The organism is Chromobacterium piscinae, from assembly GCF_021129175.1.
GTDB classification, from domain to species: domain Bacteria; phylum Pseudomonadota; class Gammaproteobacteria; order Burkholderiales; family Chromobacteriaceae; genus Chromobacterium; species Chromobacterium piscinae.
On record NZ_JAJOHV010000022.1, the window covers coordinates 1 to 17,575 of the forward strand.

General features: G+C 65.6%; 19 protein-coding genes. 9 read left to right on the forward strand and 10 right to left on the reverse strand.

What is annotated here, in order from left to right; translation table 11 throughout:
- Together LQR33_RS07455 and rlmB are read left to right on the forward strand one after the other, a co-directional pair.
- A partial coding sequence (locus tag LQR33_RS07455) for a putative bifunctional diguanylate cyclase/phosphodiesterase (protein ID WP_231468205.1) occupies positions 1 to 708 on the forward strand: 708 nt, incomplete at its 5' end.
- Between the two features lie 74 nt (positions 709 to 782).
- Positions 783 to 1,532, forward strand: coding sequence for a 23S rRNA (guanosine(2251)-2'-O)-methyltransferase RlmB (gene rlmB, locus LQR33_RS07460; protein WP_046157559.1), 750 nt, complete (start codon positions 783 to 785; stop codon positions 1,530 to 1,532).
- Between the two features lie 37 nt (positions 1,533 to 1,569).
- Here rlmB and LQR33_RS07465 read toward each other — a convergent pair whose 3' ends face one another.
- Positions 1,570 to 2,460: a LysR family transcriptional regulator gene (locus tag LQR33_RS07465; protein ID WP_021478544.1), complete on the reverse strand. Its 891-nt coding sequence runs from the start codon at positions 2,458 to 2,460 to the stop codon at positions 1,570 to 1,572.
- Between the two features lie 102 nt (positions 2,461 to 2,562).
- On the opposite strand from LQR33_RS07465, the gene LQR33_RS07470 reads away from it, so the two are divergent.
- Both LQR33_RS07470 and LQR33_RS07475 read left to right on the forward strand, forming a co-directional pair.
- A complete protein-coding gene (locus LQR33_RS07470; protein ID WP_221668221.1) occupies positions 2,563 to 3,003 on the forward strand; it encodes a CidA/LrgA family protein in 441 nt (146 codons plus the stop codon).
- Entirely contained in the window at positions 2,993 to 3,676 is a 684-nt protein-coding gene (locus LQR33_RS07475) for an LrgB family protein (protein WP_231178768.1), read from the forward strand. The genes LQR33_RS07470 and LQR33_RS07475 overlap by 11 nt, the downstream gene beginning before the upstream one ends.
- A gap of 73 nt (positions 3,677 to 3,749) precedes the next feature.
- Here LQR33_RS07475 and LQR33_RS07480 read toward each other — a convergent pair whose 3' ends face one another.
- Positions 3,750 to 4,256, reverse strand: coding sequence for a Cd(II)/Pb(II)-responsive transcriptional regulator (locus tag LQR33_RS07480; RefSeq protein WP_166439018.1), 507 nt, complete (start codon positions 4,254 to 4,256; stop codon positions 3,750 to 3,752).
- Between the two features lie 80 nt (positions 4,257 to 4,336).
- Here LQR33_RS07480 and LQR33_RS07485 point away from each other — a divergent pair, with 80 nt between their 5' ends.
- Entirely contained in the window at positions 4,337 to 6,712 is a 2,376-nt protein-coding gene (locus LQR33_RS07485) for a heavy metal translocating P-type ATPase (RefSeq protein WP_166439017.1), read from the forward strand.
- 125 nt (positions 6,713 to 6,837) lie between these two features.
- On the opposite strand, the gene LQR33_RS07490 is transcribed toward LQR33_RS07485, so the two are convergent.
- Positions 6,838 to 7,551: a putative metalloprotease CJM1_0395 family protein gene (locus LQR33_RS07490; protein ID WP_231468207.1), complete on the reverse strand. Its 714-nt coding sequence runs from the start codon at positions 7,549 to 7,551 to the stop codon at positions 6,838 to 6,840.
- Between the two features lie 96 nt (positions 7,552 to 7,647).
- On the opposite strand from LQR33_RS07490, the gene LQR33_RS07495 reads away from it, so the two are divergent.
- Positions 7,648 to 8,121, forward strand: coding sequence for an acyl-CoA thioesterase (locus LQR33_RS07495; RefSeq protein WP_166439016.1), 474 nt, complete (start codon positions 7,648 to 7,650; stop codon positions 8,119 to 8,121).
- A gap of 43 nt (positions 8,122 to 8,164) precedes the next feature.
- Here LQR33_RS07495 and LQR33_RS24200 read toward each other — a convergent pair whose 3' ends face one another.
- On the reverse strand, positions 8,165 to 8,758 hold the full coding sequence (locus LQR33_RS24200; protein WP_221668219.1) for a pilin: 594 nt from the start codon (positions 8,756 to 8,758) through the stop codon (positions 8,165 to 8,167).
- Between the two features lie 78 nt (positions 8,759 to 8,836).
- On the opposite strand from LQR33_RS24200, the gene LQR33_RS07510 reads away from it, so the two are divergent.
- Entirely contained in the window at positions 8,837 to 9,511 is a 675-nt protein-coding gene (locus LQR33_RS07510) for a TIGR01621 family pseudouridine synthase (protein WP_231468209.1), read from the forward strand.
- 64 nt (positions 9,512 to 9,575) lie between these two features.
- On the opposite strand, the gene LQR33_RS07515 is transcribed toward LQR33_RS07510, so the two are convergent.
- From LQR33_RS07515 to LQR33_RS07535, 5 genes are all read right to left on the reverse strand, one after another.
- The gene (locus tag LQR33_RS07515) at positions 9,576 to 10,388 is read right to left on the reverse strand and encodes a ChbG/HpnK family deacetylase (protein ID WP_231178764.1); all 813 of its coding nucleotides are present in this window, start codon (positions 10,386 to 10,388) and stop codon (positions 9,576 to 9,578) included.
- A 54-nt stretch (positions 10,389 to 10,442) separates the two neighbouring features.
- Positions 10,443 to 10,832 (reverse strand): GtrA family protein, encoded by a 390-nt coding sequence (locus tag LQR33_RS07520; RefSeq protein WP_166439012.1) that lies wholly within the window; start codon positions 10,830 to 10,832, stop codon positions 10,443 to 10,445.
- Positions 10,829 to 11,836, reverse strand: coding sequence for a glycosyltransferase family 2 protein (locus tag LQR33_RS07525; protein ID WP_166439011.1), 1,008 nt, complete (start codon positions 11,834 to 11,836; stop codon positions 10,829 to 10,831). The genes LQR33_RS07520 and LQR33_RS07525 overlap by 4 nt, the downstream gene beginning before the upstream one ends.
- Before the next feature lie 14 nt (positions 11,837 to 11,850).
- Positions 11,851 to 13,320: an ArnT family glycosyltransferase gene (locus LQR33_RS07530; protein ID WP_166439010.1), complete on the reverse strand. Its 1,470-nt coding sequence runs from the start codon at positions 13,318 to 13,320 to the stop codon at positions 11,851 to 11,853.
- 131 nt (positions 13,321 to 13,451) lie between these two features.
- Positions 13,452 to 14,825, reverse strand: a complete 1,374-nt coding sequence (locus tag LQR33_RS07535; RefSeq protein WP_166439009.1) for a peptide MFS transporter — start codon at positions 14,823 to 14,825, stop codon at positions 13,452 to 13,454.
- Positions 14,826 to 15,170: 345 nt separating this feature from the next.
- On the opposite strand from LQR33_RS07535, the gene LQR33_RS24205 reads away from it, so the two are divergent.
- Positions 15,171 to 15,302, forward strand: a complete 132-nt coding sequence (locus LQR33_RS24205; RefSeq protein ID WP_269326224.1) for a hypothetical protein — start codon at positions 15,171 to 15,173, stop codon at positions 15,300 to 15,302.
- Between the two features lie 104 nt (positions 15,303 to 15,406).
- The gene (locus tag LQR33_RS07540; RefSeq protein ID WP_231468211.1) at positions 15,407 to 16,792 is read left to right on the forward strand and encodes a tryptophanase; all 1,386 of its coding nucleotides are present in this window, start codon (positions 15,407 to 15,409) and stop codon (positions 16,790 to 16,792) included.
- Between the two features lie 49 nt (positions 16,793 to 16,841).
- Here the strand turns inward: LQR33_RS07540 and LQR33_RS07545 are convergent, their stop codons facing one another.
- On the reverse strand, positions 16,842 to 17,462 hold the full coding sequence (locus tag LQR33_RS07545; RefSeq protein ID WP_221668213.1) for a glutathione S-transferase family protein: 621 nt from the start codon (positions 17,460 to 17,462) through the stop codon (positions 16,842 to 16,844).
- Positions 17,463 to 17,575: the final 113 nt, after the last annotated feature.

Consider the following 17,575-nt stretch of genomic DNA (forward strand, 5'->3'; position numbering starts at 1 on the left):
GCGGGCAGCCGGGCGCTGGCCGGGGCCGAGGCGCTGCTGCGCTGGCGCCATCCGCAGTTGGGCCTGGTGCCGCCGGCGCGCTTCATCGCGTTGGCCGAGGAGACCGGGCTGATCAAGCCGATAGGCGACTGGGTGCTGCGCGAAGCCTGCCGCCAGCTGGCGGCCTGGGACGCGCTGGGGCTGCGGGTGCCCCGGCTGGCGGTGAACCTGTCGCCGCGCCAGTTCGGCCAGCCGTCGCTGCCGGCCAAGGTGGCGGGCGCGCTGCAGGCCGCCGGCCTCGCCGCCGGGCGGCTGGAGTTGGAAATCACCGAGAGCATGATCATGCAGAGCCCGACCGAGGCGGTGAGCCTGCTGTCCGAACTGAAGTCGCTTGGCGTATGGCTGTCCATCGACGACTTCGGCACCGGCTACTCGTCGCTGTCGCACCTGAAGCGCTTCCCGCTGGACACGCTGAAGATAGACCAGTCCTTCGTCGAGGGGCTGCCGGACGACGACGACAACGCTGCCATCGCCGAAGCGATCCTGGCGATGGCGAAGAAGCTGAAGTTCCAGGTAGTGGCGGAAGGGGTGGAGAACGAAGCGCAGGCGGTGTTTCTGGAGGGCAAGGGCTGCCATGTGCTGCAGGGCTACCATTTCGGCCGCCCGCTGCCGGCCGACGAGTTCGCCAAGCTCGCCGCCGGCTGGCGGCGCGAGGCCGAGCCGGCCTAGAGGGCGCGTTCCCTAGGCCGGTGGGCGGCTTGCGGCTACAATGGCGGGAATTGAGAATTCGAGACATCCCCGCCATGAGCAACAAACGCCTGATCCACGGCTTCCATGCCATCAACGCCCGCCTGTGGCAGAACCCGAAAAGCCTGCTGGAAATCTGGCTGGCCGGCGGCCGCCACGACGCCCGCGCCAAGGCGGTGCTGGACAAGGCCGGCGCGGAGAACGTCAAGCTGCACATCGTCGACAAGGAACGCCTGGACAGCATGAGCGGCAACGCCCGCCACCAGGGCGTGGTGGCGATGATAGACGCCAGCATGAACTACGTGGACCTGGACGACGTGCTGGAAAACCTGTCCGAGCCGCCGCTGCTGCTGATCCTGGACGGCGTCACCGACCCGCATAACCTGGGCGCCTGCCTGCGCGTCGCCGACGCGATGGGCGCGCACGCCGTCATCGCCCCCAAGGACCGCTCCGCCACGCTGAACGCCACCGTGTCCAAGGTGGCCTGCGGCGCGGCCGAGGTGGTGCCCTACATCACCGTCACCAATCTGGCGCGCACGCTGCGCGACCTGAAGGACGCCGGGGTGTGGATCGCCGGCACCACGATGGAGGCCGACACCGACCTCTACCATTTCGACGCTTCCGGCCCGCTGGCCTGGGTGATGGGCGCCGAGGGCGAGGGCATGCGCCGCCTGACGCGCGAGCACTGCGACGTGCTGGTGTCCATTCCGATGTTCGGCAGCGTGGAGAGCTTGAACGTGTCGGTATCGTCCGGCATGGTGCTGTCGGAAAGCCGCCGCCAGCGGGTGTTGAAGACGCAGGGCTGATCCGCCCGCCGCAAGAAAAGGCCGCGCAGCGGCCTTTTCAATCCTGCCCGCCCAGCGTCTCCCGCGTCAGCGCCAGCCAGGCGCGGGCGGCGTGGGACAGATAGCCGCCGCGCTGCCAGATCAGCGCCAGGTGCCAGTACAGCTTGTTGTCGTACAGCGGCACCACGTCGAACAGCTGGCGGTCCAGCCGCTCGACGATGCTGCGCGGCAGCAGGGTGACGCCCAGATTGGCCGCCACCAGCTCGACGATGAAGTCCCAGTGCGCGCTGCGGCCGACGATGTTGGGCGTCTTGCCCAGCTCGCGGAAGGCGTCGCCGACGCGGCGGCTGAGGGTGAAGTCGTCCGGGTACAGCACCAGCGGCTGATCGGCGATGTCCACCAGACGCACCAGCGACTTGTCGCGCCAGCGCGAACCGGCGGGCGCCACCAGGCACAGCGGGTCGCGCACCACCGAGTAGTGGTCGAACAACTGGCTGTCCACCGGCAGCACCGCCACGCCTATTTCCAGCTCGCCGCTCTTGATGCGGTTTTCGATCGCCAGCGCGCCGTCTTCCACCATCTTCAGCTCGATCTGCGGATAACGGCGGCGGTAACGGCTGACCACCGGGGCGAAGAAGGCGACCCCCACCATGGGCGGCAGGCCCACCACCAGCTCGCCGTGGCTGAGCGAGGCCAGATCGGCCAGCTCGTGCTTGAGCTTGTTCATCGCCGACAGCACGTCCAGGCCGCGCTCGTAAGTGACGCGGCCGGCGTCGGTCAGGCGGAAGCTGCGCCCCTCGCGCAGGATAAGCGGCATGTCCAGCTCTTCCTCCAGCTGCTTCACCATCTTGCTGATCGTCGGCTGGGTGACGAACAGCGCGTCGGCGGCGCGGGTGAAGCTCTGGCATTTCACCAGCTCGACGAAATAGCGTAGCGCGCGTATGTCCATTTGCATTCCTATATGGAATCGTCTTGATAATTTTAATTCATTTTTAGAATGAATGCCGGCTGGCTATACTTTGCTCAACTCCTAAGTTGATGGAAGCCAAGCATGGCCCGCCTGTTTCACCGCCTGTCGCAACCGCTGCAAACCTTTTCCCAGGTTCTGCTGCTGAGCCTGGTGTGGATGGCGGCCAACCAGCTGAGCCACCGTTTCCTGCCGGTAATGCCGGCCGGCGTGCTGGGCATGTTGCTGGTGCTGGCCGGGCTGTGGTCCGGTTTGCTGCCGGTGGACTGGCTCCGCCAAGGGGCCCGCTGGCTGCTGGCCGAGATGCTGCTGTTCTTCATCCCGGCGGTGGTGGCGGTGGTGCAGTATCCGGACGTGATTCTGTCCGCCGGGGTGCGCCTGCTGCTGGTGATCGTCGCTTCCACCGCGCTGGTGATGGCGGTGACCGCGTTGGTCGTGGACCGCTGCTACCGGCTGGAAATCCGGCTGCGCCGCCGCGACAGCAACCGCAAGGCGCAGATGAGGGCTGAAGTCCATGGAGCATGAGATTGCGTTGATCTCCTTCGTACTCACCGTGGTGTTGTACTGGGTGGTCAAGAAGTATTACCTGAAGACGCGCAGCTGGTGGAGCACGCCGATTTTGGCGGTGCCGTTGCTGATCATCGGCCTGGTGGTGTTGACGCGGGTGCCGTACCAGACCTACTTCGCCGATACGCGTTGGCTGACCTGGCTGTTGGGGCCGGCGACGGTGGCGTTCGCGGTGCCGATCTACGAGTACCGGGCGCTGATCCGCAGGCATTGGCTGTCGCTGGGTTGCGGCGTACTGGCCGCGATTCCGGCGGCGGTGGCCAGCTCGGTGATGCTGGCGCGCTGGCTGGATCTGCCGGATTTGATGCAGAAGAGCCTGGCGCCCAGGTCGATCAGCACGCCGTTCGCGCTGGCCGCGGCGCAGACGCTGGGCGGCTCGGCCGACCTGACCGCGCTGTTCGTGGTGGTGACCGGGGTGTGCGGCATGATGCTGGGCCAGTTGATGCTGGCGCTGTTGCCGATCCGCTCCAAGCTGGCGCGCGGCGCGCTGTTCGGCGCGGCGGCCCATGCGGCCGGCACCGCGAAGGCGAGCGAGATAGGCGCCGAGGAAGGCGTAGTGGCCAGCCTGACCATGATGCTGGCCGGAGTGGCGACGGTGTTCGCCGCGCCCTTGATCAGCCACTGGCTGTAACGATTTTGTTGTGACCTGACTGCCGTGGGGTGGTGGTCAGTGGGTTTCTCCTCTTCCCCAAACGAGCGTTGATTTAGGGCCGATCCTTGTTGGATCGGCCATTTTTTTTGGCCGTGTGGTCGTAATCCTGGCTGTGGCCGTGATTGTCCTGGCCGAAGGGCGTGTGGCAGACGCAGGGCGCGCCCTCGGCCGCCTCCACCAGCGTCTGCAGGATGCCGCAATCGGCCGCCGCGTGGCTTTCGTGGCATTTGTCGCGCAGGGCCAGCAACTGCTGCTCCAGCAGCCGCAGCGCCTCCACCTGCTGATGCACCTTGGCGATCTGCTGGTCGATCAGCAGATTGATGTCCTCGCAGTCGTGATCGTGGTCGGCCTTGAATGCGGCCAGGTTGCGGATGTCGGCCAGCGACATGCCCAACGAGCGGCAGTGCAGGATGAAGTTCAGCTCGCCCAGCTGCTCCGCAGTGTAGCGGCGATAGCCGGAGCTTGAGCGCTGCGGCGCGGACAGCAGGCCTTCGCGCTCGTAATAACGGATGGTTTCCACCTCGCAGCCGGTCTGGCGGGCCAGTTCTCCGATCAACATGACGCTCTCCCGAAAGAAACGCTTGACCCTGTAGTGACTACAGGGTGTGCAATGTGCCCAGACTACCAATGGAGGCGCATATGTCAAGCGTGACGCGTTACCGCAAGGCCGTACCGCCGCATCAAGGCCATCAACACGCCCGCGGCGGCGATTGCTGCTCGGCCAAGGCCGAAGCCGCGTTGGCGCTGAAGGGCGCGGACCCGCATCAGCATGCCCATGGCGGCTGCGGCCACGACCACCAGCCGGGCGACCGGCATGAGCACCACCAGCATGAGCGCCGGCACGGCGCGGGCTGCGGCCACGCGCATGGCCATGAGCATGCCGGTCCGTCCCGCGTGCAACTGGGAGAGGGCAAAGGCGCGAAGCAGTCGCGGCTGCAGATCCAGGCGATGGATTGCCCGACCGAGGCCAGGTTGATCGAAAAGGCGCTGGGCGGGATGAGCGGCGTGGTGGCGCTGGAGTTCAACTTCATCGAACGGGTGTTGCTGCTGCGCCACGACCTGCCGCATCTGGACGGCGTGAAAAGCGCCATCGCCAAGGTGGGTATGCAGGCGGTGGAGCTGGATGCCGGCGCTCAGGCGCAGGCGCCGCAAGGCCATGGCCGCCGCGCCAATCTGCTGTTGATCGCTTCCGGCCTGGCCGCCGCCGCGGCCGAGGGCATCGCCTGGAGCCTGGGCGACGGCCGGCTGGAAGTGGCGGCGCTGGCGCTGGCCTCCATCCTGCTGGGCGGCATTCCCACGTTGAAGAAGGGCTGGATCGCGCTGTCCACCCGTACGCTGAACATCCATTTCCTGATGTCGGTCGCCGTGATCGGCGCGATGCTGATCGGCCAGTGGCCGGAAGCGGCGATGGTGCTGTTCCTGTTCGCCATCGCCGAGCGGCTGGAGGCGATGTCGCTGGCCAGGGCCGGCGAGGCGGTGCGCGCGCTGATGGCGCTGGCGCCGGAAACTGCCTGGGTGGCCGACGGCGCCGGCTGGCGCGAGGCGCAGGCCGCCGAGGTTGCGGTGGGCAGCCGAGTGCGGGTGCGTCCCGGCGAGCGGGTGCCGCTGGACGGCCGCATCGCCGATGGCCACAGCAGCTTCAACGAGGCCAGCATCACCGGCGAGAGCCTGCCGGTGGACAAGGGGCCGAGGGATGCGGTGTTCGCCGGCAGCATCAACGGCAGCGGGGTGGTGGAGGTCGAGACCACGGCGCCGGCGTCCGGCTCGGTGCTGGCGCGCATCATCGCCACCGTGCGCGACGCGCAGGCATCCAAGGCGCCGACGCAGCGCTTCATCGACCGCTTCGCTTCGGTCTACACCCCGGTGGTGCTGGTTCTTGCCTTGGCCTTCGCCGTCGCCGCGCCCCTGCTGGGCCTGATGGCCTGGCATCAGGCCATCTACAGCGCGCTGGTGATGCTGGTGATCGCCTGCCCGTGCGCGCTGGTGATCGCCACGCCAGTGACGGTGGTCAGCGCGCTGGCCTCGGCCGCGCGCCACGGCTTGCTGGTCAAGGGCGGTGCGCCGCTGGAGATGGCGGCCCGCATCGACACCGTCTGCCTGGACAAAACCGGCACGCTGACGCTGGGCGAGCCGCGGGTCACCCGCGTGGCGGCGCTGGGCGGCGGCGACGAATCAACCGTGCTGGCGATGGCCGCCGCGCTGGACAGCCATTCCACCCATCCGCTGGCCAAGGCGGTGCTGGACGAGGCCGCGCGGCGCGGCATCGCCGTTCCGGCGGCTGAGCAGGTAAGCGAATTGGTGGGCCGCGGCGTGCGCGGCCGCGTGGACGGCCGCGCGCTGCAGCTGGGCAGCCGTCGGCTGGCGGAAGAACAGGGCGCGCTGACGCCGGAGCTGGCCGCCGAGCTGAGCCGGATGGCGGAAGCGGGCGAGGGGGCGCTGGTGCTGTTGGACGGCGGAAGGGCGCTGGGCGTGCTGGCCGTCGCCGACCAAGTGCGGCCGGAAGCCGCGGCCACCATCGCCCGTCTGGGAGAGATGGGCGTGCGCGCGGTGATGCTCAGCGGCGACAGCCCGCAGGTGGCGGCCGCAGTGGCGGCGCAGACCGGCGTCTCCGCCGCCCACGGCGGCCTGCTGCCGCAGGACAAGCTGCGCTTCATCGAGCAATTGCAGGCCAGCGGCAAGGTGGCGATGGTGGGCGACGGTGTCAATGACGCGCCGGCGCTGGCGCGCGCCGACCTGGGCGTCGCGATGGGCGCCGCCGGATCGGACAGCGCCTTGGAAACCGCCGGCGTGGCGCTGATGGACGACAAACTGTCGCGGTTGGCCGATCTGATCGCCCACGCCCGCCGCACCGCGGCGGTGCTCAAGGTGAACATCGCGATCGCGCTGGGCATCAAGCTGGTGTTTTTCGGCCTGGCGCTGGCCGGGGTGGCCAGCCTGTGGATGGCTGTGTTCGCCGACGTCGGCACCAGCCTGATCGTGATCGCCAACGGCTTGCGGCTGGCGCGGCGGGTTTAAGGCCTGATCAAGCTTTTGATCAGCATCGGGCGTAGGCCTTGGAACGACCAAGGGCTACGCCTTTCGATTTGCATTCAGTCTGTTGGATGGCCTTGCGCGGTTCGGCAAAAGACGGTGAGCGGGCCCTAGGCGTAGGTGTCGATATTGCCGCCCTTGGCCTGGGCGCTTCCGGTCGGGGCGGCGGCCTGCTGCATTTTCTGCAGCGGGCTGAGATTCTGATTGCCGTGCTGTTGCTGAAACTGCTGCGCTCGCGCCTGTTGCTCCATCTGCGAGGCCTCGGCCGCCACCGCGCGGTCCTGGCCGGACGGGTCGGACGGGGCCAGAGCGGCGGCGCGCACCGTCTGGGCGTTCTGTATGGTTTCCTGCGGCGTGCTGCCTTGGCTCAGTCGGATCGGCACTTCGCCGCCTATCGCGTACTGCTTGCCGTCCGGCCCTTGTTGGTAGGTGAAGCTGGCCGCACCGGCCAGCGCGCCGCCGGCGGCCTGGTGCGCGGCCTCGTGGCGGCGAACGTCGACGTCGCGCGATCTCAGATCTTCCACTTCCTTCTGCTGCGCGTCGTTCAAAGGCTTGCCGTCCGGCCCTTTGGGCGCGGCGGCATTGGTTTGCTGAGAGGTTTGCGCATTGCCGGAGCCATTCTGGCTGGAGGCATCGTTGCCGGCTTTGTCCCCGGCCGACGCGGGAGGCGCGGCGTTGGCGGTTTGCGGCGAAGAGGAGGCTGACGCGCTGGAAACAGGCGCAGCCTGCGAGCGCAAGGCTTGGCAGGCGGGACACTGGCAATTGGCGCCATGCATGCTGAATCCGTAGCTGGAAGAGCCGCCGGCTACACTGGAAATGGACATGAAACGCGTTCCTCTGTCCATTCAGTATAGAAGCGCCTGCCCGCTATTCCAATCAGCGTGGCAGAATGTCCGCTTGTACACATGCGGGAGCAGACGATGAGCGAAGAGGCCCAGAGGCAAAGAGAGCTGGTGATGTCGGTGCTGATGACGCCGGACATGGCCAATTTTTCCGGCAATGTGCACGGCGGCGTGCTGCTGAAGCTGCTGGACCAGGTGGCCTACGCCTGCGCCAGCCGCTATGCCGGCTGTTACGTGGTGACGCTGTCGGTGGACCAGGTGCTGTTCAAGCAGCCGATACACGTCGGCGAGCTGGTGACCTTCCTGGCCAGCGTCAACCACGTCGGGCGCACCTCGATGGAGGTGGGCATCAAGGTGGTGGCGGAAAACATCCAGCAGCGCAGCCAGCGCCACACCAACAGCTGTTATTTCACCATGGTGGCCTATCAGGACGGCAAGCCGATGGCGGTGCCGACTCTGGTGCTGGAGACCGAGGAGCAGCGGCAGCGCTTCCGCGCCGCCGAAATGCGCAAGCAGTTGCGGATCGAGATGCAGCAACGCAAGGAGTCATGAGCGGAAAACTGTGGCGGTCGCTCGGTCGATACTGCCGGGCGGCTTATGTTTCGTCGTCCTCCACGCAATTGCTCGGCGCGTATTTGGATGGAAGGCCAGTATTTGTCGGTAGTTTGCAATCCCATTTGATGCTGCCGCTGGCAGTGCTTGGAGAGAGCGTCAGGGTGTTTTTCCCCGCCTCTTCATAGACCTTTTCGTTGTAGGCGACAGTGATGACGCCGCTTGCGCCCACGTTGATGCTGGCGACCGCGTTGCCTTGGATCTTATCGCCTGCGGCCAGCCCCAGTTGTTGGTGGATGGTTTTGCCGCTTGCCTCCTCGGCGTGTTTACCATTCACCGCGTAATAAGTCACCACCGCGGTTTTAGCGCCGCTGGCCAATTGCAGGCCTTCGGTGACATGGGTTCGTCTGGTGTAGTCCTGATAAGCTGGAATCGCCAATGTCGCAAGAATGCCGACAATAGCCACGACGACCATCAGTTCTATCAGGGTAAAGCCCTGTTGCGAGGCGTGTTTCACGGAAAGTCCTTTCTGTTTTGGCGAAGGTGCGCGGTCGGTTTCGGCTGCATGCCGCGTCGCGGGAAAGGCTATCAATTTGACCTTGACATGCTCAAGGCATAATTGGTCTTTTGTTGCCATTTGTCATGTTTTGCCCGGCGTTGTCGCCGGCGCGGCGCCTGCTCTACAATCGGCGGCTGATTCGAAGCCGGAACCGCCATGTACACCCTGATTCATCAAGATCCCCGTTTCTATCTCGTCGACAAGCATCCCGGCGTCGGTTTCCACCGCGAAGACAACCAGCCCGGGCTGATGGACGCCCTGCGCGAGGGGCTGGGCGACGCGGTCTTGTGGCCGGTGCACCGGCTGGATCGCATCACGTCCGGATTGATTCTGGTGGCGCGTTCGGCCAAGGCCGCGCGCGCGCTGGGCGACGCATTGGCCGGGCGGGAGATGGAGAAGTATTACCTGGCTTTATCGGACCGCAAGCCGCTGAAAAAGCAGGGCAGGGTAGCGGGCGACATGGTCAAGGGACGCGGCGGCGCTTGGCGCTTGGCGGAGGGCAGGGAGAATCCGGCCATCACGCAGTTTTTCAGTTTTTCGCTGGAGCCGGGGCTGAGGCTGTTCCTGCTGCGGCCGCGCACCGGGAAGACCCATCAGCTGCGGGTGGCGATGAAGTCGCAGGGTGCGCCGATATTGGGCGATGCGCTATATGGCGGCAGCGCGGCCGACCGCGGCTACCTGCATGCCTACGCGCTGCGTTTCGAGCTGGATGGCGAACGCTTTGCCTTCATCTGTCCGCCAGAGGCGGGAGAGAAATTCGCCGGGGAGTCTTGCCGAGCCAAGTTGGCTGAATTGGGCGAGCCCTGGGGCCAATCCTGGCCTGGGGCCTGAGAGCCTGTTCAAAGTTTCGCGAGCAAGGGCGAGACTTTGAACAGGTTCCGAGCGTTCAGGCCTTTTACGCGGTGGCGACGGGGTCGGGCTGGAAGCGGGCGATGCAGACTCGGCGTTTGAGGCACTGTTGGGCGAAGGCGTCGCCGGCCAGGTAGTCGAATTCGCGGCTGCGGCTGGCGGCGATGGGATCGGAGGCGTCTGCGGCGGGCAGGCCGGGATGGCACATGATCAGCGCCCGGTCCGGGATCTTGGCCAGCCAAGCCTGCATCAGGCCAGGAAAATCGGCCTGGGGGTTCAGCGAATACATGCCGCCGAACCAGGGCGAGGTGGCGAAGCCGCGCTCGCGCGCCTGATCGTCGAAATTGGTGCACACGCTGCGCAGCACCAGCGCCTTCAGCCGATTGTCGCCGGGATGGCCAAGGCGGTCAGGAGAACGCAGGTAGGGCAGCGGATCCTGCTGCCAGCGCCGAAGAATGGCGTCGAACAGCGCGTCGCGTATCACCGGCAGCGCGTGAACGTGCTGGTGGCCGTCGACGAAGTCCGGCAGCCGGCCGAAGTGGTCGGCGAAGCGATCGATCTGCGTCAGAGCCTCATCGCGCAGCGTTGCCAGCGACAGCTGGCGCAACTGGCTCTTCATCAGCCAGTGCGACAGCGGCTTGACCGGCGCGTCGAACGGGTGGGTGAGGTTGAAATGCAGGCCGACGTCGACCCGTTCCGCCCGCGCCTTCAGTTCGCCGGCCAGTTCCGGCCAGTGCGGGGACTGGCTGAATGCGCTGGTGGCGGACAGGCGGCCGGCATCGATCAGTTGCAGGATGCCGGCGCTGATGCTGCCGGACTGGGCGAAGTCATCGGCGCAGAGTGTTAATCGTTTCGTCATGCGCGGTAGGACTGTCGGTGATTCCAAAAGTTTTCCGTCGTCATCGCGACTGCGTTAATTTGTTTGCGGAGCGGAGGCGAACGCCCACAGCTTGCCCAGCAGGAAGGTGAGCGCCGCCACCGCGAACAGCACGATGGCCAGCGAGACCCGGTAGTCCAGCGGAGTGAGGCGCAGCAGCGCGAAATACATGGCCTCGTTGACGCAGAAGCTCAGGCAGGACACGCCGAAAAAGCGCGGCAGCGCCTGGCGGTGCGGCACGTGGCCGGCTTCGAAGGTGAAGCGGCGGTGGCCCCAGTAGCTGAGCTGAAAGGCGCCGAGGAAACCCAGTACGTTGGCGACGAGCGGCGGCACGCCCATCGGCACCAGAACCAGGGTCACCAGCGCGAAGTGCAGCAGCATCGCCGACACGCCGACGACGCCGAACCAGAACAGCTGCTTCTTCATGCGTCCCGCCCGTCCTTGCGCTTGGAGATGCGGCTGATCAAATAGGTGGGCCGGCCCTTGACCTCGTTGAAGATGCGGCCGACGTATTCGCCGAGTATGCCTATCGACAGCAGCTGCACGCCGCCGAGGAAGGTGACGGCGACGGCCAGCGTCGGCCAGCCGCTGACCGGGTTGCCGAACAGCAGCGTGTGCACCAGCTCCCAGATCGCGTAGCCGATCGACAGCATCGAGATCACGCAGCCGACCAGCGTCCAGATTCGCAGCGGCATGTTGGAGAAGGCGGTGAGGCCGGTCAGGCCCAGATTGAACAGGCTGCGGAAATTGAAGCTGCTTTTGCCGGCGCGGCGTTCTTGCGTCTGCGTCTCCATCGCCAGCTGGGTGAAGCCCACCCAGTTGTACAGGCCTTTCATGAAGCGGTTGCGCTCCGGCATCCGCCGCAGCGCTTCCAGAATGCTCTTGTCCAGCACGCGGAAATCCTGGGTGTTTTCTGGGATCTTCAACGGCGCGCCGCTGTTCAGCAGCGCGTAGAACACGCGGGTGAACGCGCGCTTGGCCAGGGTCTCGCCGTCGCGGTTGGCGCGCACGCTGTAGACCATGTCATAGCCCTCGCGCCATTTGGCGAGGAACACCGGCACCATTTCCGGCGGATGCTGGAAGTCGCCGTCTATCAGCACGGCGACGTCGCCGCCGATATTGTCGATGCCGGCGGTCAGCGCGATTTCCTTGCCGAAGTTGCGCGACAGCTGGATCACCGTCACCGGCAGGCGCTTGGCGGCTTCCAGCGCCTTGGGCACGGTGTCGTCGCGGCTGCCGTCGTCCACCACCACCAGCTCGTGGCGATAGCCGTGCTCGGACAGCAGCCGGTGTAGGGTTTCCAGCATCGGCGCGATGTTTTCCGACTCGTTGTAGGCCGGAATCAGGCAGCTGACCAGCGGGTCGGCCGGGCGCTCGGCGGCGTGCAGCTCCAGCAGATAGGGAGGAACGAAATTGCGTGCGTCGGTCATGGCGGTTTGCGCTTTCACTGGGCCGCGGCCGGTTTCAGCAGCAGCATTCTGTCCTTCATCACCGGGAACTCCCCGGCCTTGGCGTAGCCCGCGGCGATGGCCGGCGGCAGGCTGGCGAGGTCGCGCTGCTCGGTGACGATCCAGCTGCCCGGATGCGCGGCAAGCTGCGGCGCCAGCGCATGGGCGTCGGCGGTGGTGCGTACCTTGCCCTGGCTGTAGAACTCGGCGGAGAACTCGCGGCGGCTATCCCAGTAGAATAGCCGGGCCTGTTGCGCCGGCTGCTGCGCGCGCCAGGCGGAGATCACCGGCTTCTGGGTGCGGAAGTAGCGGGCGCCGTCATGCCATTGCAGGCCGATGGCGGCCAGCACCAGCGCGCCGGAGGACAGCGCCAGCCACGGCAGCGCGCGGCCGGAGCGCTCATGGCGGCCGCGATGCCACAGCTCGGCCATCAGCAGCGCCGCGCCGGGCAGCATCGGCAGCGAGTACGGGAAGATGATGTTGCCGGACATTGTGAAGAACAGCAGCGTCATCACGGTCCACAGCGAAACGTACAGCAGCCAGCCGTCGCTTTCGCCGGCGCGGACGATGGCCGGCAGCCGGCGCGCGCGGCAGGCCAGCCAGGCCAGCATGGCGATGGACCACGGAAACAGCGCGCCCAGCGCGTACGGCCAGATCATGCCGCGCGGGGTGGCGTGGGCGAAGCCGTACTTGTCGCCCTTCCAGCCGGAATCGAGGAAGCGGCTGACGTGCTCGCCCATGATGAAGTAGTTGAGGAAGCCCGGCGTGCGGATTTCCGCCCAGGCGTACCAGGGCAGGGCGATGGCGGCGGCCAAGAGCGTGCCGGAGATCCACGGCAACTGGCGCCACAGCGCCTTCCATTGATTGCGGATCAGTACCCAGAAGAAGATCGGCATGCCCACCAGCACCACGGCCAGCGGACCCTTGGCCAACAGGCCCAGGCCCAGGCCGGCGAAGAAGGCGTAGCGCCAGATCCGGCCGCCGCCGTTCATCGCGTGCCAGAAGGCCACCTGGCTCAGCGTCACGCAGAACATCAGCGACGGGTCGGTCATCACGGTGCCGGCCGCGCCGTAGAACAGCAGGCCGCCGGCCAGCATCAGCGCGGCGGCCATCGCCGCGTCGCGTCCGGCGCGGCGGCGCATCAGATCGGCCGTCAGCCACAGCGCGCCCAGCGCCAGCAGCAGAGCCGGCAGGCGGGCGGCGAATTCATTGACGCCGAACAGGCCCATGCTGGCCGCGGACAGCCAAGTGGACAGCGGCGGCTTGGCCCAGAACGGCACGCCGTAGTCGTGCAGCGGCGTCACCCAGTTGCCGGTTTCCAGCATCTTGCGGGCGATCTCGGCGTAGCGCGCCTCGGTGGTGTCGGTGAGCGGGATCGCCCACATCGCCAGCAGGCGGATGGCCAGCAGCGCCAGCAAGGCGTAGCCGGCCGCCTTCCGCCAGGAAGAAGTTGCAGCGGTATTCATCCGTAAATTTGTTTTCAAAACGGGGTAGAGGATCGGCGCAAGGCTATCACAGACCGGGATCGGCGTCTGCCGTCCCGCCAGCGAAAACGCCGCCCGGAGGCGGCGTTGGCTTGGATGCGGCAAGCGGCGGATCAGCGGCCGTGCATCATTTTCTTCAGCACGGAGGACAGCCCGAACAGCACCAGCGAGCTGGCGCCGGCCATCATCACGAACAGCATGAAGAAGTCGTGCAGATTGGTGACCGCGTAGCCGAGGAAGTGCGGCACCGGCTTTGCCGGGTCAGGGTACAGTTCAGACAGCGTGCCGGCGAACTTGTTGGCGGCGGCGTTGGACAGGAACCAGATGCCCATCATCAAGCCGGTGAAGCGGGCCGGGGACAGCTTCACCACCAGCGACAGGCCGATCGGCGACAAGCTCAGTTCGCCGAAGGTGTGCAGCACGTACAGGCTGACCAGCCACAGCATGCTGACCTTGACGCCTGGCGCCAGGCCGTCGACGCCGAAGGCGATCACCAGGTAGCCGAGCGCGAGGAAGAACAGGCCCAGCGCCATCTTGGCCGGCGACGACGGCTCCATGCCCTTGCGGCCCAGCTTGGTCCAGATCCAGGCGAAGATCGGCGCGAAGATCACCACCGAAACCGGGTTCAGCGATTGGAAGAACGAGGCCGGGATCACGTAGCCCATCAGGTTGCGGTTGGTCTGCTCTTCGGCGAAGAAGGTCAGCGAAGCGCCGGCCTGCTCGAAGGCGGACCAGAAGAAGATCACGAAGGCGGACACGATCAGGATCACCGCCAGGCGCTGCTTCTCGATGCCGGTCAACGGCTCGTGCACCACTTTTTCGCCGCTGTCGTGATGGCGCTTGGGCGCCAGGCCGATCGGCTTGCCTTCCGGCGTCACCAGATATTTGTTCTTGAACAGGGTGAACACGACCAGCGACAGCAGCATGCCGAAGCCGGCCGCCATGAAGCCCCACTTGAAGTCGCCCGGATTGCCGGTATCGCCCAGGGTGCCGCACACCAGCGGCGCGATCAGCGAGCCGGTGTTGATGCCCATGTAGAAGATAGTGAAGGCGGAATCGACGCGCTTGTCGCCCGGGGCGTACAGCTGGCCCACCATCGACGAGATGTTCGGTTTGAACAGGCCGTTGCCGGCGATCAGGAAACCCAGGCCGCCGTACAGCAGCCAGGAGGCGGCTGCGACGTTGGTTTCATGCAGCGAGCCGGAGAAGAACAGCATGAATTGGCCGATGGCCATCAGCACGCCGCCGGCCAGGATGGAGCGGCGATTGCCCCAGTAGCGGTCGGCGATGTAGCCGCCGACCAGCGGGGTGAGATACACCAGGCCGGTGTAGGTGCCGTAGATATCCGAGGCATGGGCCTTGTCGAACAGCAGCGCCTTGATCATGTAAAGCGTGAAGATGGCGCGCATGCCGTAGTAGCTGAAGCGCTCCCACATCTCCGTCACAAAGAGCAGATAGAGCCCTTTGGGATGCGATTGTGTAGACATAAGGGTTTCCTTCGAGTGACTTGAGATATCACCAGCAACGAGCGGTGTTTTTGTTTTTTATGCATGCCTTGGATTTTGTAGGCAGCGCAAGATCATATCGATTAAATGTTGAGATGTGAAAATTTTTTTTAAGCCAGATCAATTACATTGTAATAAATGGAGCAAATACTTTTCTTTGGTGATGATTTTTTGCTAGTTAATACTCTAGGCGTGATGAGTTTATTGCATAGTGGTTATTGTTGACTGTATACAAATCAACATTGAAATAGTTTTTCCTAATCCTAAATTGTTGCGCAGTCTGACAATCCTGCCCTATCTTGAAGGTACGCCCGCGTCCGGGCGATCATGCAACTGCCTCAAGGTGTGGCGATGAATATCGAACCCCATGCTGGCCAGGCGCTGACTCACCTCAATGGCCTGCGCCCCAATTGGTACACCGTCGACATCATTCTGACGTTCGACTTCCCGCGCGCCTGACCTCCTCCGGCAATCGTTCCCTATTTGTTTCGACTGCATGATGGCCCGCCGCCGCTTCGCCCGCGCTTGTCCGGGCGGCGCGCGGCCGCGCCGAGGAGAAGATCATGGCACGACGCATTCCCGAACCTTTCCGCATCAAGATGGTGGAGCCCATCCGGCAAACCACGCCGTCAGACCGTCGCCGGGCGCTGGCCGACGCTGGCTGGAATCCCTTCCTGTTGAAAGCCGAGGATGTCTACATCGACCTGCTGACCGACAGCGGCACCGGCGCGATGTCCGATCGCCAATGGGCCGGCCTGATGATGGGCGACGAGGCCTATGCCGGCAGCCGCAATTTCCTGCGCCTGGCCGACACGGTTCGGGAGCTGTTCGGCTACGCGCACACCATCCCCACTCACCAGGGGCGCGGCGCGGAGCAGATATTGTTTCCGGAACTGGTGAAGCGTTGCCGGGGCGAGCGACCAGTGTTCCTGTCCAACTACCATTTCGATACCACCAAGGCCCATGTCGAGCTGGCGGGCGCCCGCGCGGTCAACGTGCTGACGCCGCAGGCGTTGGACACCGGCACGGCATACGATTGGAAGGGAGACTTCGACCTGGCGCGGCTGGGGCAGATCATCGAGGCCGAGGGCGACAACGTCGCCGCTGTCATCATCACCATCACTTGCAACAGCGCTGGCGGCCAGCCGGTGTCGATGGACAATATCCGCGCGGCCAGCGAGCTGGCGCGCTCGCGCGGCATTCCGGTGGTGATCGACGCCGCCCGCTTCGCCGAGAACGCCTGGTTCATCCGCGAGCGCGATCCGGCCTATGCCGGCGCGTCCATACCGACCATCGCGCGCGAAATGTTCGGCCACGGCGACATGTTCACGATGTCGGCCAAGAAGGATGCGCTGGTCAATATCGGAGGACTGTGCTGCTTCAAGTACGACGAGGCGCTGTTCCGCGAGGTGCAGGTGCGTTGCGTGCCGATGGAGGGCTTCGTCACCTACGGCGGTTTGGCGGGCCGCGACATGGAGGCGTTGGCGATAGGATTGAGGGAAGGACTGGACGATGCTTTCCTGGACTACCGCATCGGCCAGGTCGCCTACCTGGGCGAGCGGCTGCGCGAAGGCGGGGTGCCTATCCAGTATCCAACCGGCGGCCATGCCGTTTTCGTCGACGCCGCGCGCCTGCTGCCGCATATTCCGGCCGAGCGGTTTCCCGCGCACGCGCTGGCCTGCGAGCTGTATCTGGAAGGCGGCGTCCGGGCGGTGGAGATCGGTTCGCTGCTGCTGGGCCGAAATCCGCAGACCGGCCAGCAGGAACCGTCGCCGTTCGAGCTGATGCGTCTGACGATACCGCGCCGGGTGTACACCAATGATCACATGGACTACATCGCCGAATGTCTGATCGAGGTGAAACAGCGCGCGGCGGCGGTGAGGGGGCTGGCCTTCGACTACGAGCCGCCGATACTGCGGCACTTCACCGCGCGGCTGAGGCCGGCGTAGCGCTTGCGGGCGGGAGGCTGCGATTCCGCCTCCCGCGCGTGGCTGGCGTTTACGCCTTGCTTGCCTGCCACTGGGCGGCCTGCTCGGCGGCGCGCAGCAGGGCCGGCCGGTTTTTCAGTCCATCCCAGTAAGCGACCAGCTCCGGCCAGTCGCGCATATTGCCGAACTCGATGCCATAGCCGATCGTGCGGCCGACATACACGTCGGCGGCGCTGAAGCGGTCTCCCGCGAGATAGCGGCGGCCGGCGACGGCTTTGGCCAGGGTGTTCAGCGTCGCCTCGTATGAGCCGTAGCCGAACATCCGCTGTTGCTCCTGGGTGGGCGTGAAGCCCGCGGCCTGATTGGTCCAGGCGTGCTCGACACAGCTGGCGGCGAAAAACAGCCAGCGATAATAATCGCCGCGTTCGGTGGGCGCCGGTGCGAGCCCTGCCTCGGGAAAGGCGTCGGCCAGATAGGCGCAGATGGCCGCGCCTTCGGTGACGACCTGATCGCCATGGCGGATGGCCGGCACCTTGCCCATCGGATTGATGGCCAGATACTCCGGCGCCTTCATCGAGGCGCCGTACTCCAGCAGCACCGGGCGGTAAGGCGCGCCCACTTCTTCCAGCATCCAGTGCACGATATTGCCCCGCGATTGCGGGTTGGTATAGAAGACAAGCTCTTTCGACATGATCTTCAGCCTTTCTGTACGGTGGTTGCGGCTAGGACGCGGATGGCGGAACGCCAGTTTTCGCCGCCGTCCGGCTATGCATGATGCATGTCTGGCGAATGGCGGGCAAGCGG